We start from the raw sequence: 18,112 nt of genomic DNA, 5'->3' as shown, positions 1-18,112 counted from the left end.
CGTCAGGTCGGTTCACGCCGTCGTCGCGCGGGTCGGTTCCTCACGAACCGGTTCCTGGTGGGTGGGTTCCTCGCGGGATCGCTCCTCGCCGGGCCGCTTCTCCTGGGATGAGGCGGGGCGCGGCGGGGTGAGCCATGTGCGCAGCAGGGAGTGCAGGGCCTCGGCTCCGACGAGGGGGGCGGGCGGCACGGGGAGTTCGACGGGGGTCAGGAGGAAGGGGTGGCTCTGCGGGCCGCCCAGGCCCCCGTGCGAACCGGCCTGTTCCTCGAAGGCGTGCACGGCTCCGGAGCGCGGATCGCAGGCGGAGTTGACCATGAGGTCGGCGATGTGGGGGAAGCCGTCCGCCCGCAGCACGGCGTCCGCGGCGCCCTCGCCGAAGGGCGCGAGCGGGTCGTCGCCCTTGATCCGCCCGGTGGCCAGCTCGCGCTGCGAGCCGTCGGGGCCCAGCACGAGCGGACCGCGCTCGGCGCTGTGCACGAGCACGAAGCCGATACCGGGGTGCCCGGTGAGCGCGTCGAGGAGCGCGGGCGAGCGGCGGTCGATCTCCTCCAGCGTGGCCCGCCCCTCGATCTCGGGGAAGGCGACGAGCCCGAGGTTGCCCGAGGCCAGCACGACCGGCTGCGACGCGGGCCCCGCGCACTCGGCCTCCTCCTGCGCCCGCCGCTCCTGCTCGGGGCGGCGCAGCGCGGTGCGGGCCGCCGCCCGTGCCTCGGCGCCGCGCGCCGCCCGCCGCCTGGCCTGCCGTTCGGTCCCGGCCAGCCCGCAACCGGCCCGCACCAGTTCGCGGAAGGTCACCCCGTACGCGCTCTCGAAGGTCTCGCCCTCGCTCTGCCCGTGGTCGGACAGCAGGACGATGCGGTACGGCCGGGGCGCGTACCGCGAGGCGTCGGCGATCAGCGCCACCGAGCGGTCGAGCCGGCCCAGCACCTTGCGCGCGTCCTTGCTGCGCGGGCCCGAGTGGTGGGCGACCTCGTCGTACGCCACGAGGTCCGCGTAGACGGCGGTCCTTCCGGCCAGCATGTCGCCGATGACGGCGGCCACGGCCACGTCCCGTTCCACGACGGTGGCGAAGGCGCGCAGCAGCGGGTAGAGGCCGCCGCGCTTGATCCGGGGCCGGTCCCTGCGCAGCCGCGACGCCGTCGACTCCCCGATCTCGCGGCACACCTCGGCGCTGAACGACCAGGCGGTGCGCACCGCGTTCGCCGGGTCGGAGAAGTAGGCGAAGTAGCCGGATCTGGAGCGGCTGAACTTGTCGCGGCGGGCCGCCACCGACATCACCAGCGCGGACTGCTCCGCGCCGCCGGTGAACAGATTGCCGCGGCTGGCGCCGTCCTCGGCGAGCAGGCCGCGAAAGCCGGTACGGGCCACCGCGCGGCGCTCCAGTTCCGCGGCGCTGGAGGGCCGGTTGCAGACCATCAGCTGGCCGGTCTCCTTCTCGAACCAGCGGAAGGCGGGCACGTCGTGGTTCGTGCCGTGCAGGATGGCGAGCTGGCTCGCGCCGGTCTGGCTGCTCCAGTCGGTGCGCCACGGGGTGAGCCGGTGGGTGGTGCCGAGCCAGCCGGCCAGGGTCGGCATCGCGGGCGGCGCGGAGGTGAGGGCGTCGCGCAGCACGTCGTGGCCCACGCCGTCGAGTTGCAGGAAGACCGTGCCGGGCGTGGTCGGCAGCGGCGGGTCGCTCGCGCGGGTTCTGCGGCCCGCGAGCCGGGCGAGCCTGCGGCCGTACGCGGCGTCGTCCCGTACCGCGAGGGCGGTGCTGGTGGCGGAGGACGTCGCGGACATCACGGCGGCGATCACCACGGCGGTGGCCGGGGCGACCTGGCCGCGGCCGTCGGGGGTGAAGCGCAGGGCGACGAGCAGCAGCGAGCCGTTGAGGAAGAAGACCAGGGCGCCGAGCACGAGGGCGGGCACGAGCAGCAGGGCGCGGACCAGCAGCGGCCACACGAGCGCGCTCAGTACGCCGAAGGCGCCCGCGCCGATCGCCGAGGTCACCGCGATCTGGGTGGGGCTGTCGCCGTTGGGAGCCTCGAGGCGGAAGTCGGGGAGCACCCAGGCGAGTACGGCCAGGGTCGCGCTGGAGACCATCCACACAGCGAGCACCCGGCCGACGGCCCTCACCACGCTCCGGCCGACGGCCCGTTCCCGTCTCTTCGCAGGCTGCGGCACACCTCCACAGTGCCATACCGCCCGCCGCGTCCCGGCGCCCCGTCGGGGCGCGCGCCGGGCCCGGCCCTCGGCAGGGCATACGCTCGGGCCTGCGAGGGTGTGCGCGGGCACGGTACGAGTCCCCTGACCGGGGAGGTGCGACGCGTGTGTGCGATACGGGCGCCCTGGACGGATGCCGGGAAAGGACGGGCGCGGTGGCGGTGGAGATCACGTGGTGGGGCCATGCCACGGTGACCGTGCGGGACTCCGGGGTACGGGTGCTCACCGACCCGCTGTTCACCCGGCGGCTCGCCCATCTGCGCAGGCGGCGCGGCGCCGTACCGCCCGCGTCGGCGACCGCGGCCGACGCCGTACTCATCTCTCATCTGCACGCCGACCACCTGCACCTGGACTCGGTGCGGCGGCTGGCGGCGGGCACCACCGTGGTCCTGCCGCGCGGCGCGGTCGCCGCGGTGCCGGGGCTGCGGCGGCTGCGTGACCGGCTGCGGCTGGTGGAGGTCGGCGCGGGCGACTCGCTCCTGGTACGCGGCGCGGACGGCGGGGAGCTGACGGTCAGGGCGGTGCCCGCCGCGCACGACGGACGGCGGCTGCCGTACGGGCCTGAGCGCTCCCCCGCGCTCGGCTATGTGGTGGAGGGGGCCGCGCGCACGTACTTCGCCGGGGACACCGGGCTGTTCGACGGGCTGGCCGACGCGGTCGGCCCCTGCGATGTGGCGCTGCTGCCGGTCGGCGGCTGGGGCCCGTTCCTCGGGCACGGGCATCTGGACGCGGCGCGGGCCGCGCGGGTGCTGGCCGATCTGGCGCCGCGAGCCGCGGTGCCGGTGCACTACGGCACATTCTGGCCGATCGGCATGGACGCGGTACGGCCGCACGAATTCCACACGCCCGGCGAGGAGTTCGTGCGGATCGCCGCCCGGCTGGCCCCGCGGGTGTCGGTGCACCGGCTCGACCACGGGCAGTCGGTGCTGGTCGAGGACGCCGGGCGGGAGAGCCGCGGGTGATCGGGTTCCTGGCGTCGGCCGCCGCCAATTCCCCCGCGTCCGAGACCACGCAGCAGGCCATAGGTTATCCGTCGCTGTTTTTGCTGGTGTCGCTCGGCTCGCTGGTGCCGGTGGTGCCGACCGGCGCGGTGGTCTCCAGCGCGGCCGTCGTCGCCTTCCACCAGTCGCAACCCCCGCTCGCGCTGCTCGGGGTGTTCCTCGTGTCGTCCTTCGCCGCCTTCCTCGGCGACGTGGCGCTGTACTGGCTCGGCCTGCGCGGGGTGCGGTCCCGCAACGGCTCGCGCTGGCTGCACCGGCTCCAGGACCGGGTGGACAACACGACGCTGGAGAAGGCGCAGAACCGGCTGGACGCGCACGGCGCGGCCGTCCTGGTGCTGTCCCGGCTGATCCCGGCGGGCCGTATCCCGGTGATGGTGGCGTGCCTGCTGGGCGAGATGTCGCTGCGGCGGTTCGTCCGCGGCGACATCCCGGCCTGTCTGGTGTGGGCGGCGGCGTATCAACTGGTCGGCATCCTGGGCGGGTCGCTGTTCCCCGAGCCGTGGCAGGGGGTGGCGCTCGCGGTGGGGCTGACGTTCGCCTTCGCGGCGGGGCCCATGATCGTGCGGCGGCTGCGCCGCAAGTAGGCCGCGCGCCGCAAGCGGGGGCGGCCGTCCCGCGATCAGGCCGCCGGGCTTGCCCTCACGGCGTGCCGTGCCTCGGCGTGCCGTGCCCTCACGGCGTGCCGGACAGCACCCGTGAGCCGCCGATCGGCAGGTCCCACAGGTCGTCGCGGGGGCGGCCGGTCGCGGCCCACGCGGCGTGCAGCCGGGTGAGCGGTTCCAGCGGCGGCTCCGCGGAGAGCAGGAACGTCGCCCAGTGCATGGGCGCCATCGCGGTCGCGCCCACGTCGAGGCAGGCGCGTACGGCCTCTTCCGGGTCGGTGTGCACGGTGCTGAGCATCCAGCGCGGCGAGTAGGCGCCGATCGGCAGCAGCGCGAGGTCGATGCCGGGGTGGGCGCGGCCGATCTCGCGGAACCAGTGGCCGTAGCCGGTGTCCCCGGCGAAGTAGACGCGCCGCCCCGAGCCGTCGGTCAGCACCCAGCCGCCCCACAGCGAGCGGCAGGTGTCGGTGAGCGTGCGCTTGCTCCAGTGGTGCGCGGGGACGAAGTCGAAGCGGACACCGCCCAGTTCCGCCGCCTCCCACCAGTCGAGTTCGGTGACCCGCGTGAAGCCTCGGCGGCGGCACCAGGCGGCCAGGCCCGCGGGCACGAACAGCGCGGTGTCGCGCGGCAGCCGCTTCAGCGTCGGCGCGTCGAGGTGGTCGTAGTGGTTGTGGCTGATGACGACGGCGTCCACGGGGGGCAGCGTCTCCCAGGGCACGCCCACCGGGGTGACTCTGGCCGGGGTGCCGGGGATCCGGCGGGACCAGACGGGGTCGGTGAGCACGGTCAGCCCGCCGATGCCGATCACCCAGCTCGCGTGTCCCACCCAGGTGAGGCTGACCGTGCCCGCCGTCGTCGCGGGCAGCGGTCCTTGCTCGACCGGCAGCGACGGCACCTGCGCGAGCGCGGCGGCCGGCGGGCGCATGCTGCGTTCCCGTACCGAGCGCAGGACGTCGCGCAGCCCCGGCAGCGGGTCCGTCAGCCGGTCGGCGAACGACTTGGGCCAGGTCCTCAACTCGCCCAGCGGACGCGGACCGGCGAGGGTGCTCTCGCTCTCGGCGAGGGTGCGCTCGCTCTGATCGGTCATCGGGACTCCCATCCGTCACGGTCTCGGCGCCGTCGGCGACACTCGCCGGGCAACAGCGGGCCGGGGCGGCGGCCCCGGCGGTTCCGGCCGGGCCGGGAAGCCCGACGGGACCGGCAGGACCCGTGGCCGCGGCACAGGGTGTGGGGAGGGTGGGCGAGGCGCGTGTGGCCCGCCCGGCCGTCCCGAACACCGCTCGCACCCACCGGATCCCCGATCATCGTTCATCGACCTACCCAAAAAATAGGTCAGGTCCCACGCCCCCGCGATCCGGTGTCCGCCGATTCGCCGATGTCGGCGGATTCACCGATGCGCGCGGATTCGCCGATGCCCGCGGATTCGCCGACCGCCCCGCCCGCGGGGCCCGACCCGCCCTCCGGGTACCCGGTGGCGTGGCCGCTGACGGCGACGGCCAACGCGGCCAGCGCGGCGACGACATGCGGGACGGCGAGCGGGTCGGGCGCGGCCAGCGCGACCCGCCGCTCGTCCTCGGTGGCGCCGTGCAGGTGCCCCGTGCTGATCCGCACGCGCGGCTCGTCCGGGTCGTCGCCGAAGCGGTGGCCGCCGAGTACGGGGTAGCCGAGGGCCACGGTCAGCCGCTCCTCCAGCGCGGCGGCGTCCAGGCCGGGCGCGGGCAGCGTCGGGTAGAGCTGGAAACCGGCGCGCGGCGGACGGCAGGTCGCCCCCGCGCCGGTGATCGCGCGGAAGGCGGCAGCGGCGGTACGCGCGTGCAGCCGGTTGGCCGCGGCGGTGCGGTCGGTGACCTCCGCGGGCTCGGTGAGGACGTATCCGGTGGCGGCGGCGACCGGCGCGGGCAGCACGGCGCGCAGCGCGGCGAGTACGTCGAGGGCCCGCTCCCGCCAGGCCGCGCCGTGGGCGGTGGCGGGGAAGCGGGCGAGCGCGGCGGGCACCGCGGCCGGGACCAGCGTGGCGCCCAGGTCGGCCAGGACGACGGTGTGGTCGGGCAGCATCTCGGCCGGGCTGAGCAGCACCGTGTCGCGGTGGTGGAGCGTGTCGGAGTACGTCTCGTCGGAGACGATCAGCAGCCCCGCCTCCGCCGCGGCCTCGCACGTCTCGTGCAGCAGCTCGGGCGCGGTGACGGTGCCGGTCGGGTCGTCGGCGGCGGACAGCACCAGCAGCCGCGGGTCGGCGCCCGCCGCGCGCGCCCGCCGTACGGTCTCCAGCAGCGCGAAGGGGTCGGGCACGCCGCCCTCGGGCGGGGTGGGCGCGGTGTGCACCCGGCGGCCGAGCAGCCGGGCCACCGGGGCCTGCCACGCGGGAGCGGGGCGGGCCAGCACCGGGTCGCCGTCGACGGCGGCGAGCAGCGCGAAGAGCAGCGGCTCCGCGCCGGGCGCGGCGAGCACGTGGTCCGCGCGGCAGGGCAGGCCGCGCCGGGCCCAGTAGCCGCAGGCGGCGTCGAGCAGCCGCGGACCGCCGCCAGGGACCTCGGCGCCGGGCCGGGCGTCGGCGGTCCGTTCCCGCCAGTACGCGGGCAGCGGCAGTCCCGAGTCGGGTCGCAGGTCGTACCGCGGGCCGAGCCGCATCCGGTTACCTCCGCTGCGTAGGTGGGCACCCCTGGGGCCCACTTTCTCCCGCGGCGGCGCGGTCCGCATCCGACGCAACGGCGCGGTCCGCATCCGACGGAACGGCCGGTGGAGCGGCCGACGGCCGAGTGCGCGGGTGAGGAGGCGGCGGCGCGCCCCGCATTCAGCGCAGCAGCAGTGCGGGCAGGTCGCGCATGTCGTCGAAGACCGTCGTGCCGGGGCCTTCGAGCCAGCCCGCGGGGGTGAGTCCGCCGCAGTAGCCGTACGCGCGCATGCCCGCCGCGCGGGCGGCGGCCACCCCGTACCGGCTGTCCTCGACGACCACGCAGCGCGCGGGATCGACGCCGAGGCTGCGGGCCGCGTGCAGGAAGAGGTCGGGGGCGGGCTTGCCGTGCTCGACCTCGCTCGCGCTGAAGATCCGGCCCTCGAAACGCTCGTAGAGCCCGGTGAGGCCAAGCGTGTGGCGCAGCCCCTCGTGGCTGGTGCTCGACGCGACGCAGCTCGGCAGGGTGAGCGCGTCCAGAGCCTGCGTGATGCCGTCGACCTCGGTCAGGTCGGCGTCGAACGCCTCCTGGTAGAGGTGCCGGTAGGGGGCGTCCCAGTCCTCGGGCAGGGAGCGGCCCAGGTGTTTCTCGATGGCGGTGGTCATGTCGCGGTAGGAGCGGCCCACGAACCGTTCCACGATCTCGGCCTCGCTCAGCGGCCAGCCGACCGCGGCGAGCACGAACGCGTCCACCTTCACCGCGATCTTCTCGCTGTCGACCAGCACACCGTCGCAGTCGAAGATCACGAGTTCCGGCTCTGGCCAAGGGGCGTGCGGGTGAGCTTCGTTCACCCGGTGAGACTACAGCGGCGGCACCGCTGGACGGCGGACACGGGGGCGGCGGCGCGGGTGCGGTACCGGTGGGTCCGCGGGCGGATACGCGGGTGCGGTACCGGCGGATACGCGGGCGGGTACGCGAGTGCGGTACCGGCGGATACGCGGGCGGCCGTCCGTGACGGAACGGCAACGGCCTTGATCAGGCGGTGTGCCGCGGCCGGGGGTGGGTAACCGGCCCGCATGACGTATCCCTGGAAGAACTGGGACAAGGCGCTGTTCGCCGAGGTGGCGGAGCGCCACTGGCCGGGCGCGGAGCCGGTGCTGCCCCGGCTGAGCAGTGCCGCGAACCACGGCCGGCTGTGGTTCGCCGTCGCCGCGGGCGTCGCGGCCACCGGCGGCAGGACCGGACGCCGGGCGGCGGCGCGCGGACTGGGCTCGCTGGCACTGGCGTCGCTGACGGTCAACACCGCGGGCAAGGGCGCGGTACGGCGGTCACGGCCGATACTCGACACCGTCCCGGTCATACGGCGGCTGCACCGCCAGCCGATCACCTCGTCGTTCCCCTCGGGCCACGCGGCCTCGGCCGCCGCCTTCGCCGCGGGCATGGCGATCGAGTCGCCGCGCTGGGGCCTGGTGATCGCGCCGCTCGCCGCGAGCGTGGCCTTCTCACGGATCTACACCGGAGTGCACTATCCGAGTGACGTGGTGGCTGGCGCGGCCCTGGGCCTTGGCGCCGCCGCCGTCGTACGCGCCCTGGTGCCGCCCGCTCCGGGAAAGCCGGAGCCGGGCGCCGACGCGCAGGTGCCGTCGCTGCCCGAGGGCCGCGGGCTGCACGTGGTGGTGAACTCCGCGTCGGGGCCGCCGCCGCTGCTGTCGGCGCCCGTCGACCGGATCGCCGCCGCGCTGCCCGAGGCGTCGGTCGGCGAGTGCACCGAGGACGACGACCTGCTGGAGATGCTGGAGAAGGCGGCGCGCACGGCCGTGGAGCAGGGCGGCGCGCTCGGGGTGTGCGGCGGTGACGGCACGGTGTGCCTGGCCACGGCCGTCGCCCTGCGCCACCGGCTGCCGCTGGCGGTCTTCCCCGGCGGCACCCGTAACCACTTCGCGCTCGACCTCGGCCTGGAGACCGTCGAGGACACCGCGAAGGCGGTCGCGGCGGGCCGGGCGGCCAATGTGGACGTGGCCCGGCACACCAGCCTGGACTCGCCGTACAGCGAGTCGGCGCCCTTCCTCAACACCTTCAGCATCGGGTCGTACCCGGAGCTGGTACGGGTACGGGAGCGCTGGTCGCGGCGGGTGGGGAGCTGGCCCGCCAGTGTGCTGGCCGCCGTGCACGTCCTGCGGACCTGCGAGCCGGTGGACATCGAGGTGAACGGACGGCCGCGCTCGGTGTGGCTGATCTTCGCGGGGAACTGCCGCTACTCCAGTGTCGGGCTCGCCCCGGTGCGCCGCCGCGACCTCAACGACGGCGTGCTGGACGTGCGCATCGTGGACGGCGGGCCCTTCGCCCGTACCCGGCTGCTGGGCGCGGCCCTCACCGGGGTGCTGACCCGGTCGCCGGTGTACACGTCGGCGACCGTACGGCGGCTGCGGCTGCGGCTGCCCGGCGAGGGCGTCCACCTCGCCTACGACGGTGAGGTGGCACCCGCGCCCGGTGAGCTGCTGCTCGACAAGGTGCCCGGCGGGCTGGTGGTGTACCGGGGCTGACCGGGTCCGGGGGGGCGTGCCGGGGCCTGCTCGGAGCCGCCTCAGGCGGCTCGGGCGGGGCTGACGACGCGGGCGGCGGTCAGTTCTGGCCGCCGACCAGCCCGGCCAGGGCGCGGACGCCTTCCCCCGAGATGCTCAGCGAGTCGGGGCTGCCGGTGTCGATGGACAGGATCAGTTCGTCGGAGGGCCAGGCGCCGCTGAGCACGGCGAGCTGGACCAGCCGGTAGCGACTGGTCGTGGGCAGCGCTTCGGCCATCCGGGTCTCGGAGGTGAAGACGGGCACGAGCTGGCGGCCGTCCTCCTGTTCGTACACCGGGAGCTGGATCTGCCGGGGAGGCTCGCCGCCGTTGGGGTCCTCGTCCACGCCCGGCACCGGCAGCAGGACTTCGCTGACCGCGAGCGTGCTGAGGGCGACGACGTTCTCGCTGCCGTGGGCGATCTCGCGCAGCGCGCGCTGCGCCGGGGGCAGGCCGCTGTCCGGGTCGAGGCCGTCGGGGGTGATGTCGGTCATCGCTTCTGGTTCCTCTCGCCGCTTCTGGCGTCAACGGTGCTCGGATCCCCCGCACGTACCCGGCTGAGCCGAGAGCATGCGGTCCACGAGGTGAAATCGCGTTGCCAGGACCCGCTGGCCGCTGGTTACGGTGCGTCCATGGTTGCCAGAACCCCCGCTCACACGGTGCTCGAAGGCCGTTTCGTCCGCCTCGAACCGCTCGCTCCCGGCCATGTGCCCGATCTGTTCGCCGCGGGCGGCGGTGACGAGGAGGTGTGGCGCTGGCTGCCGGTGGAGCCGCCGCGCACCGAGGACGAGCTGCGCGATCTCGCTGTACGGGTCGCCGCCGACGCGGAGGCCGCGGGCGGTCTCGCCTTCGCCGTCGTGGAGCGGGCGAGCGGCCGGGCCGTCGGCTGGACGACGTACCACGACGTGAGCGCCAGGGACGAGCGGCTGGAGATCGGCTGGACCTGGTACGGCCGCGCCCATTGGCGGACCCCGGTCAACACCGAGGCCAAGCTGCTGCTGATGGGCCATGCCTTCGAGGAACTGGGCATGGGGCGGATCTGCTGGAAGACGGATCATCTCAACATCAGGTCGCAGCGGGCCATCGCGCGGCTCGGCGCGGTCCGCGAGGGGGTCTGGCGCCGCCACCGGCTGCGCTCGGACGGTGTGACGTGGCGCGACAGCGTCTTCTTCTCGATGCTGGCCGAGGAGTGGCCGGAGGCGAAGCGGCGGTTGCGGGCACGGCTGGAGGGCGGCGCGGAGGCGGGGGCCGGACGGGTCGGGGCGGGCTGACGGTCCGGGGTGGGCCGACCGTGGGCCGACGCTGTTCGGGGAAGGGCGTCGGCCCACGGTCGGCGGCTGGCGGTCACGCGGTCGGCGGTCACGCGGTCGGCGGTCACGCGGGGGCCGGTCTCACTCGTACTCCGTGCCGCCTTTGCGGGTCAGGTAGGCGTCGCTGACGACCTTGGCGATGGCCCGGCCGCCGAGCACGTCGCTGTAGCGGTCGTCGGCCGTGCGCACCACGACGCCCTCGCGCAAGTGCAGGCCGCGGCCGGAGACCGTCTCCGTGCCCTGGGCCAGCGCCAGCACCGCCTCCTGGTCGAAGGGGCCCTCGAACAGCTTGGGCACCAGCGGCACTTCGCCCGCCAGCAGCGCGAAGGCGTCCAGCCAGCGCACCCGCCCGCCGATGTCCGCGCACACGTCGAACGCCGCGTAACCGGGCGCGCCCTGCGCGCGGGCGTCGGCGCCGTAGCCGAGATCCTGCACGCCGCTGCCGTACACCTCGCCGTAGACGCCGATCCGGTCGGCGCCCAGCCGCTCGGCGAGCCGGGCCGCGACGGCGGGCAGGCCGTGGCCGAGGACGGCGCGCCAGTAGAGATTGCGGTCGGTCTCGGTGAGGGCGAGGCGCTGTCCGCCGAGGCCCTTGGACGTGACGTGCACGGCGCCGCCGTCCGCGTAGTAGGTGAGGCAGCAGGCCGTGCCGTGCAGCTTCTCGGTGACGGTGACCGGGTCGCCGGGCGCGAAGATGTCCGGGTAGCGCTTGAGGTTCTCGATGTCGATCCAGGGCAGCAGGTCGGGCGCCGACTCCACGTCGCCGCTCATCGACACCGGCACCGGAGGCACCCATTTGACGATGCCGAGCCGTTCGGCGAAGTCCGCTCCCCCGGCGGCGGCCCGCTCCAGATCCGTACCGTCGAGCGCGGCCGGACGGCAGACGATGCCCTGCGACAGCTCGCCGCGCAGCCGGACCGCCCTGACGCGGTTCGCGGCGCTTCCGGCCAGCCTGCCGGTCAGGCCCAGCTCCGTGATCAACGGCTCGGGCAGCACGGCCTGTTCGGGGATGTAGACGGCGAAGTCGCCGCTGCGGTAGGCGCCTTTGGCGACCACGGCGCGGTAGAGGCCGACCTGCGCCAGTTCGAGCGCGTCGGCGTTGGGGTGGTCGAGGATGGTGAGCCGCTCCGCGGTCACGCGCAATGTGGACATGACGGTCCCCCCGTATGTGGTGGTCGGATGGTGGTGGTCGGGTGTTCTCCCCGACGATCACTGTGGCGGGGGGCGCGGGCGCCCGGCCACCGGTTTTCGGCGCGGTGCGGCGGGGGGACCGGGGCGGGCGTGTGCGAGTCTCTTGGTGTGCGATACATCATCATCGGAGCGGGAGCGGTCGGCGGCACGATCGGCGGGCGGCTGTTCGACGGCGGTCACGAGGTCGTCCTGGTGGCACGCGGCGGCCATCTCGACGCGCTGCGCGAGCGGGGCCTGCGGCTCGAACTGCCGGACCGCACGATGACGTTGCCCGTGCCCGTCGCGGACGGGCCGGAGGCGCTGCGGGCGCGGCCCGACGACGTGCTGGTGCTGGGCGTCAAGACGCAGGACACGGCGTCGGTGCTGACGCGGTGGGACGGGTACGGGGTCGGCTCGGACGGTGCCGGTCCCGCCGTGGTGTGCGCGCAGAACGGGGTCGAGAACGAGCGGCTGGCGCTGCGCCACTTCCCGAACGTGCACGGGATGTGCGTCTGGCTGCCGACCTCCCACCTGGAGCCGGGTGTCGTGCAGGCGCCGGGTGCGCCGCTGTCCGGGATTCTGACCTTGGGCCGCTATCCGTCGGGCGCGGACGACACGACGCGGCGGATCGCCGCCGACCTTGAGGGCTCGGGCTTCGCGGCGCCGGTCTCGCAGGACGTGATGGCGTGGAAGTACGGCAAATTGCTGTCGAATCTGGGCAACTCCCTGGAGGCGGTGTCCGGTCCGATCGGTGAGGGGCCGCTGTTCGAGGTGTATCAGCGGGCCCGCGCGGAAGGAGTCGCGGTGCTGGACGCGGCCGGTGTCGCGCACGTCAGCCAGGAGGAGCAGGCCCGCGTGCGCGGCGACCGGGTGGAGCTGCTGCCCGTCAACGGCGGTGAGCGCGGCGGCGGTTCGTCCTGGCAGAGCCTCACCCGGGGCACCGGCTCCATCGAGGCCGACTACCTCAACGGCGAGATCGTGCTGCTGGGCCGCCGCTTCGGCGTGCCGACGCCCGTCAACGAGGCGCTGCGCCGTACCGCCAACTCCTTTGCCCGCGACGGCCGCCGCCCCGGTGACCTGACGGCGGACGAGACGGCGGCACTGGTCGCCGCGAGCCGGGCGTAGGCGGCACGGCGGCCAACGGACGTCGGCCGCAGTCGCTGTGCGGCCGGGACCGCCCGCTCCCTACGGCACCGTCTCCGGCCGCATCCGGAAGTCGTACGCGGCGGGCAGCGGGTGTTCCGCCCGCGCGCGGGTCCTGATGTCGTCGGTGACGGGGCCGTCGCCCGCGACAAGGCGCTCGGCTATGGCGTACCAGGTGTCGGTCAGCGCCTCGGCGCCCTCGTACAGGTCCTCCACGACGAAGCCCTCGTCGAACAGCGCCCGGGCCTCGGCGACTTGGCCGCGGGCGAGCGCGGTCTGCGCGCGCAGCAGCCGTAGCCGCCCGCAGTCCGGGCCGTGCCGGTCGCCCTCCGGAGCCTGGTCCGGATCGGCGAGGACGCGTTCGGCGTCGGCGGCGCGGCCCGCGGCGAGCAGGACGGGCACGGCCTCGACGATCAGGGCGCGCCGGACGTCCGGGCGGTCCGGAAGCGCGGTGAACGTCTCGCGCAGGCTGTCGTACGCGGCCAGGTAGCGGTCGGCGGCGCGGTCGGTCTGGCCCGCGTCGGCCTCGGCGACGGCCAGGGCGCGCAGGCCCCACGGCGAGGGGTGGGCGGCGACCGACCGTTCCCAACTGCGCACGGCCTGCGCGCGGTCGCCCGCGGCCCACTGGGCGATGCCGAGGTAGTAGTCGCGGAACCACTCGTTGCCGGGATAGGTGTCGGCGGACTCCAGCAGTTCGCGCCACTCCGGGGAGACGAGCGCGGGTCCCGGCGGCGCGTCGGCGGCGGGTCTCGGGAAGATCCCGGCGAGCAGCAGTTCCAGCCAGGGCTTCTGCGGGTCGCCGAGCGTGGTGGCGGGGAACGGGGTGCCGGGCAGGTGGAAGTGGCCGCGCTCGCTTTCGAGGGCGCCCCAGCCGGAGCCGGTGGCGAGCAGGTCCTTGGGGTCGGTGTCGGCGTGCGCCAGCCACGCGGTGTAGGCGGCGTCAACGGTGGCGCGCGGGAGGGCGGCCTCGAGTCGTCCCCCGGCCTCGGCGCGCGCGGCGGACCAGTCGTCGCCGTGCACGAGCGCGGGGTCGGCGGCGAGCGGTCCGTACGCCTCCAGCCAGGAGAATTCCGAATCCGCGGCCATGGGGATGTGTTCGAGCTGTGTCCTGGCGAGACCGGCCTGGATCTCCAGGTAGCCGCCGGTGCCGGGCTCGGTCAGCCACTCCTGCCAGCGCCGCCCGCCGCGGCCGTGGCCCCACAGGAAGAGCTTGCGTCCGCGCAGCAGGTCGGTGGAGGTCTGGACGAGGCCGTGTCCTTCGCCGTCGAGGGCGGTGATCCAGCGGCGGTCGGTGTCGGCCACGTCGAAGAAGTAGTCGGCGGCGTGCTCGGAGCGGGTGGTGTAGGTGATGTCGGTGGCGCCGTCGGGCGCGGGGACCGGCACATGGCTGAGGGTGCGGCTGTAGCCGAAGTGCCAGGCGGCGTCGGCGGGGGCGAGCACCCGGGTGCGGTCGGTCTCGGGAACGGCGATGTTGGACCACCAGTAGGCGGGCACGGTGCGCTCGTGCGGATTGCGGACCCGGATGCCGACGTAGAGGAAGTCGGAGTCGGCGGGCAGCCACATGTCGATCTGGAAGGGCAGGTCGCGCAGCCGCTCCCACTCCCACAGGCGCAGCATCTCGCCGCCGTCCGGGGCGGGGACGCGGGCGGCGTGCAGCGGGGCGCAGGTGTGGGCGGCGTGGCCGGTGGCGCCGAGATTCCACTCCACGCCGCCGGAGAACCAGGCACCGGCCAGCGCGAACGCGGCGGGCTGGAACACCGGGTTGCGGTAGAGCAGTTCACGTCCGGTCGCCTTGTGGACCAGCGAGTACAGCCTGCCGCCGAGGCCGGGCAGCACGGTGGCGCGGATGCGGTCGTTCTCGATGACGAGTGCGTCGAGGGCGGCCGGGGCGCGGTCCCGGCCGTAGCCGTCGAGGACGCGAACCGGCAGCACCGAGCGCAGTGGCGCGTAGCCGAGCTGCCTGGCCATGTCGGCGGGCAGTCCCTCGCGGTCCTTGAGGTCCAGCCGGTGCAGCTCGTCGAGCGGGCGCAATGCGGGCAGCGGGTTCTCCGGGCCGAGGGCCGCGGCCGGAATGCTCACAGCGGTACGCCGCACGGTCGTAGGCAAGGCCACCTCTTCTGGCACACGTGGCCGCCTTCGGTCGCGGCGGCCGTCTGATGACCATGGAACAGGTTTCCCGTCGCGGTGAACAGAGCCCGCCGTGGTCAGGGTTGGGCAAAACCTGTGGAATCGGTCAGAAATCCGGCCATAAATTCGGCCGCGGGACCGGCCGGGCGCGGCCTTCTCGATCTTCCGCGCACCGCACCGGACATGGGGCCCGCGGGCTGTCCCGGCCGCCGGACCGGGGGCATTGTCGGTGGTCGCTGCTACAACGGTGGCCATGACGACTTCGCGCTCCTCGCAGACGCCGGCCTCGCCCGAACTCCGGTTCACCGACTGGCTCGAACTCATCGAGGAGCGGTCCGCGGTCCTGCGCGAGGCCGCGCGGGCCGCACCCGTCGAGGCCCGGATTCCGGGCTGCCCCGACTGGACCGTCCGGGATCTGCTGACGCATGTCGGCCAGGTGCAGCGCTTCTGGGCGGCGACGGTCGCCGCGGGCCCCGCCGTCCGGCCGCCGTCGGACGGGGCGCTCGGCGACCGCATGCCGGGTGACGACCTGCAGTCCTGGTCGGCGGCCTCGACGGTGCTGCTGCTCGACGCCCTGCGGGCGGCCGGTCCCGACACCGGCTGTTGGACCTGGTGGGCGGAGTCGGGCAACGCGGCGACCTCGGGTTCCGTCGCCCGCCACCAGGTCCAGGAGGCGGCCGTCCACGCCCGCGACGCGCAGGAGGCCGCGGGGGTCACCGAACCGCTGCCGCCCGCCCTCGCCGCCGACGCCCTGGATGAATTCCTGCACGTCGGTTTCGGCTCGATGGACGGCTGGCCGCACGCACCGGCCCGTGTCGCGCTGGTCGCCGACGAGGGCCCGGCCTGGACCCTGATCCTCGACACCACCGGTGCCTCGGCGGTCCGCGGCGGACCCGGCGACGGCCCGGAGCCCGGTGCCACCCTTTCCGGCCCCGCCAGCGATCTGCTGCTGGCGCTGTACCGCAGGGCCCCCTGGGACGGGACCGACGCGCTGCGGCTGACCGGAGACCCCGCGCTGGTACGGCAGTTGGTGGTCTGGCCGCCGCTCGGCTGACCACGTACCGTCCTGCGTGAGGGAGTGATGCGCATGTCTGGTCGCGGGATACGAGCGTCCGGTGTGGCGTTAGGGGTGATCGCCCTGCTGTCCGCCTGCTCCTCGGGCGGTTCCACGCACCGCCCCGTCGTCACCGACTCCGCCCGCGTCACCATCGAGGCACCGCCCCCGGTCGGCAGCATCGAGCACCCCCGCCCGGTGGCGTGCGTCGAAGCCGTGCGCTCGCCCGGCGGCTCCGCCACCGAGGTGACCACGGGCAACAGCCCCGCGAAATCCGCTGGTTCGACCACCATCGCACCCACCTCCCCTTCCTCTACTTCCTCTTCTTCCGCTGCTTCCGCTTCGTCTTCCGCCGCACCGGCCACCGCGAAGAACGATGTAACAGTGGGTCCCCTCACCTGGACCGGTCTGCGCGCCCTGGCCGACGGCGACCAGACCGGCCACGGCTACCACAACTCCGACGGCTGGCATTACAAGGTCGCCGCCTCCATACGGACCGGGTCGACGGTCACCTTGACCATCGGCGCCGAGCAGCGGGCCAAGGCCGGGCTGGAGTACGGCCGTGCCTTCGGGTCCACCCCGGCGCCCGCGATCACCTTCGACGCCTGCCCGGCCCAGCCCGTCGTCTTCATCGGCGGCTTCTTCGTCGCCGGTGACGGCCACGCCTGCGTCCCGGTGGACGTCCAGGTCGGCCAGGGCGCGCCGCGACGCGTGGTGATCTCCTTCTTCAACGGACAGTGCCCCGCTGCGTAGGCTGGGATCATGACCGAGCCGACGCCCGATCCCGCCGCCGAGAGCGAGCCCGCTCACGACCCCGAGCTGCTTCAGCTCGCCGCCCAGGTCTTCGACCTCGCCCGGCAGGGCGACACCGACAAACTGGCCGCCTACATCGACGCGGGAGTCCCCGCGAATCTCACCAACGACCGCGGTGACACTCTGCTGATGCTCGCCGCATACCACGGTCACGGGCAGACCGTGCGGGCGCTGCTGGCCCGCGGCGCGGAGCCGGACCGTGCCAACGACCGGGGCCAGACCCCGTTGGCCGGCGCCGTCTTCAAGGGCGAGCAGGACGTCATCACCGCCCTGGTCGACGGCGGCGCCGACCCGGCCGCGGGCGTGCCGTCCGCGGTCGACACGGCCCGGATGTTCGGCAAGGACGAGTTGCTGAAGCTCTTCGGCGCCCAGTGACCCCCGCGACGCTCGTCCCCTCCTGCGTGGCCTCGGCCCTCGGCGGTGCGGCACCCACCTGGTCCTACACCGAACTCACCCACAATCAGGACAACCAGGCCACCGACGGCATCTGGCGGGTGACCGGCCCCGACGGCAGCGCGGTCCTCAAGGTGTGCGTCCCCAAGGGCTCGGGCAGTTGGCAGACCAGCCCCGAGCCGCAGCACTGGAATCACTGGCGCCGCGAGCCGCTCGCCTACCGCGACGGCCTGACCGCGACCGTCTTCGCCGACGCCGGGATCGACGGCCCCCGCCTGCTCGCCGCGGACGAGCGGGCGGACGGCTCCTTCGCCCTGTGGCTGGAGGACGTCACCGGGGTGCCCGGCTCACAGTGGCCGGTGGAGCGCCTGGCCGCCTTCGCCCATGGTCTCGGCTTCGCACAGGCCCGCTGGACCGGGCGGCTCCCTGCGGAGCCCTGGCTCTCCCGGGGCTGGCTCCGCCAGTACGTGGAGAGCAAGTCCCTGCCCGCTAAACTCCCCTGGGACCTGCCCGACGCCGCCGCCGTCTGGCCCGCCGCCCTGCGCACCGGCCTGCGCCGTATGTGGGAGCAGCGCGACACCCTGCTCGCCGCCGCCGAATCCGGCCCCCGCACCCTGTGCCACCTCGATGTCTGGCCGCTCAACCTGATCGCCCGGGACGACTCCCCCGCGCACTCCCCCGGCGCCCCTGCCGCCCAACCGGCCGGCGGCCGTACCGTCCTGCTCGACTGGGCCTTCGTCGGGGAAGGCGCCGTGGGCGAGGACATCGCCAACCTCATCCCGGACTGCGTCGCCGACGGCCTGATACCAGGGGAGTTGCTGCCGGAGATCTCCGCCGCCGTCATCGAGGGCTATCTGGCCGGTGCCCGCGATGCCGGGGCCGCCCTGGGCGAGGACGAGCTGCGCCGCTCGGTGGCCGCCGCGGGCGCCGCCAAATACTGCTGGCTCGCCCCTTTGATGCTCACCCGCCTCGCCGTCGGCGGCCGGGTCGGCTCCGCCGCCTACGACGTGGACCACGACCCCCTGGCCGTACTCCGCCGCAGGACCGGCCTCTTCGAGCACCTGGTCTCCTGGTCGGAACAGATCCTCAGCCCCGCCCGCTGAGGACCCTCCCGCAGAAGACCCT

The 18,112-nt window shown here is 74.6% G+C and carries 16 protein-coding genes; 9 read left to right on the top strand and 7 right to left on the bottom strand.

Annotation, left to right across the window (positions count from 1 at the left end):
- Positions 1 to 12 precede the first annotated feature (12 nt).
- Positions 13 to 2,082 (bottom strand): phage holin family protein, encoded by a 2,070-nt coding sequence (locus tag ABZX65_RS16395; RefSeq protein WP_355339529.1) that lies wholly within the window; start codon positions 2,080 to 2,082, stop codon positions 13 to 15.
- 275 nt (positions 2,083 to 2,357) lie between these two features.
- Between ABZX65_RS16395 and ABZX65_RS16390 the strand changes: the two genes are divergently transcribed.
- Entirely contained in the window at positions 2,358 to 3,164 is an 807-nt protein-coding gene (locus ABZX65_RS16390) for an MBL fold metallo-hydrolase (RefSeq protein WP_355339328.1), read from the top strand.
- Complete coding sequence (locus ABZX65_RS16385; RefSeq protein ID WP_355339325.1) at positions 3,161 to 3,787, top strand: VTT domain-containing protein; 627 nt, start codon at positions 3,161 to 3,163, stop codon at positions 3,785 to 3,787. The genes ABZX65_RS16390 and ABZX65_RS16385 overlap by 4 nt, the downstream gene beginning before the upstream one ends.
- 88 nt (positions 3,788 to 3,875) lie before the next feature.
- On the opposite strand, the gene ABZX65_RS16380 is transcribed toward ABZX65_RS16385, so the two are convergent.
- From ABZX65_RS16380 to ABZX65_RS16370, 3 genes are all read right to left on the bottom strand, one after another.
- The gene (locus ABZX65_RS16380) at positions 3,876 to 4,892 is read right to left on the bottom strand and encodes an MBL fold metallo-hydrolase (protein ID WP_355339322.1); all 1,017 of its coding nucleotides are present in this window, start codon (positions 4,890 to 4,892) and stop codon (positions 3,876 to 3,878) included.
- Positions 4,893 to 5,137: 245 nt separating this feature from the next.
- Positions 5,138 to 6,433, bottom strand: a complete 1,296-nt coding sequence (locus ABZX65_RS16375; protein WP_355339319.1) for a pyridoxal phosphate-dependent aminotransferase — start codon at positions 6,431 to 6,433, stop codon at positions 5,138 to 5,140.
- 163 nt (positions 6,434 to 6,596) lie between these two features.
- The gene (locus ABZX65_RS16370; protein WP_355339527.1) at positions 6,597 to 7,223 is read right to left on the bottom strand and encodes an HAD family hydrolase; all 627 of its coding nucleotides are present in this window, start codon (positions 7,221 to 7,223) and stop codon (positions 6,597 to 6,599) included.
- Positions 7,224 to 7,493: 270 nt separating this feature from the next.
- Here ABZX65_RS16370 and ABZX65_RS16365 point away from each other — a divergent pair, with 270 nt between their 5' ends.
- Complete coding sequence (locus ABZX65_RS16365) at positions 7,494 to 8,960, top strand: phosphatase PAP2 family protein (protein ID WP_355339316.1); 1,467 nt, start codon at positions 7,494 to 7,496, stop codon at positions 8,958 to 8,960.
- 79 nt (positions 8,961 to 9,039) lie between these two features.
- Here ABZX65_RS16365 and ABZX65_RS16360 read toward each other — a convergent pair whose 3' ends face one another.
- Positions 9,040 to 9,471: an SseB family protein gene (locus ABZX65_RS16360; protein WP_355339313.1), complete on the bottom strand. Its 432-nt coding sequence runs from the start codon at positions 9,469 to 9,471 to the stop codon at positions 9,040 to 9,042.
- Positions 9,472 to 9,609: 138 nt separating this feature from the next.
- Here ABZX65_RS16360 and ABZX65_RS16355 point away from each other — a divergent pair, with 138 nt between their 5' ends.
- Positions 9,610 to 10,248 carry a GNAT family N-acetyltransferase gene (locus ABZX65_RS16355; protein WP_355339310.1) on the top strand — a complete coding sequence of 213 codons (639 nt, stop codon included), beginning with the start codon at positions 9,610 to 9,612 and terminating at the stop codon, positions 10,246 to 10,248.
- 120 nt (positions 10,249 to 10,368) lie between these two features.
- On the opposite strand, the gene ABZX65_RS16350 is transcribed toward ABZX65_RS16355, so the two are convergent.
- Complete coding sequence (locus ABZX65_RS16350; RefSeq protein WP_355339307.1) at positions 10,369 to 11,439, bottom strand: RNA ligase (ATP); 1,071 nt, start codon at positions 11,437 to 11,439, stop codon at positions 10,369 to 10,371.
- A 147-nt stretch (positions 11,440 to 11,586) separates the two neighbouring features.
- On the opposite strand from ABZX65_RS16350, the gene ABZX65_RS16345 reads away from it, so the two are divergent.
- The gene (locus ABZX65_RS16345) at positions 11,587 to 12,582 is read left to right on the top strand and encodes a 2-dehydropantoate 2-reductase N-terminal domain-containing protein (protein ID WP_355339304.1); all 996 of its coding nucleotides are present in this window, start codon (positions 11,587 to 11,589) and stop codon (positions 12,580 to 12,582) included.
- A gap of 60 nt (positions 12,583 to 12,642) precedes the next feature.
- On the opposite strand, the gene ABZX65_RS16340 is transcribed toward ABZX65_RS16345, so the two are convergent.
- The gene (locus ABZX65_RS16340; protein WP_355339301.1) at positions 12,643 to 14,694 is read right to left on the bottom strand and encodes a DUF5107 domain-containing protein; all 2,052 of its coding nucleotides are present in this window, start codon (positions 14,692 to 14,694) and stop codon (positions 12,643 to 12,645) included.
- Positions 14,695 to 14,980: 286 nt separating this feature from the next.
- On the opposite strand from ABZX65_RS16340, the gene ABZX65_RS16335 reads away from it, so the two are divergent.
- From ABZX65_RS16335 to ABZX65_RS16320, 4 genes are all read left to right on the top strand, one after another.
- A complete protein-coding gene (locus ABZX65_RS16335; protein ID WP_355339298.1) occupies positions 14,981 to 15,781 on the top strand; it encodes a maleylpyruvate isomerase family mycothiol-dependent enzyme in 801 nt (266 codons plus the stop codon).
- A 63-nt stretch (positions 15,782 to 15,844) separates the two neighbouring features.
- A complete protein-coding gene (locus tag ABZX65_RS16330) occupies positions 15,845 to 16,534 on the top strand; it encodes a hypothetical protein (RefSeq protein ID WP_355339295.1) in 690 nt (229 codons plus the stop codon).
- A gap of 9 nt (positions 16,535 to 16,543) precedes the next feature.
- Positions 16,544 to 16,969 (top strand): ankyrin repeat domain-containing protein, encoded by a 426-nt coding sequence (locus ABZX65_RS16325; protein WP_355339292.1) that lies wholly within the window; start codon positions 16,544 to 16,546, stop codon positions 16,967 to 16,969.
- Positions 16,966 to 18,090 carry an aminoglycoside phosphotransferase gene (locus ABZX65_RS16320; RefSeq protein WP_355339289.1) on the top strand — a complete coding sequence of 375 codons (1,125 nt, stop codon included), beginning with the start codon at positions 16,966 to 16,968 and terminating at the stop codon, positions 18,088 to 18,090. Before ABZX65_RS16325 ends, ABZX65_RS16320 begins: the two co-directional genes overlap by 4 nt.
- The last annotated feature ends 22 nt before the right edge of the window (positions 18,091 to 18,112 follow it).

Origin of the sequence: Streptomyces sp. NPDC003300, assembly GCF_040610915.1 — a bacterium.
Classification (GTDB): domain Bacteria; phylum Actinomycetota; class Actinomycetes; order Streptomycetales; family Streptomycetaceae; genus Actinacidiphila.
This window is presented reverse-complemented; position numbering and strand designations above follow the sequence as displayed.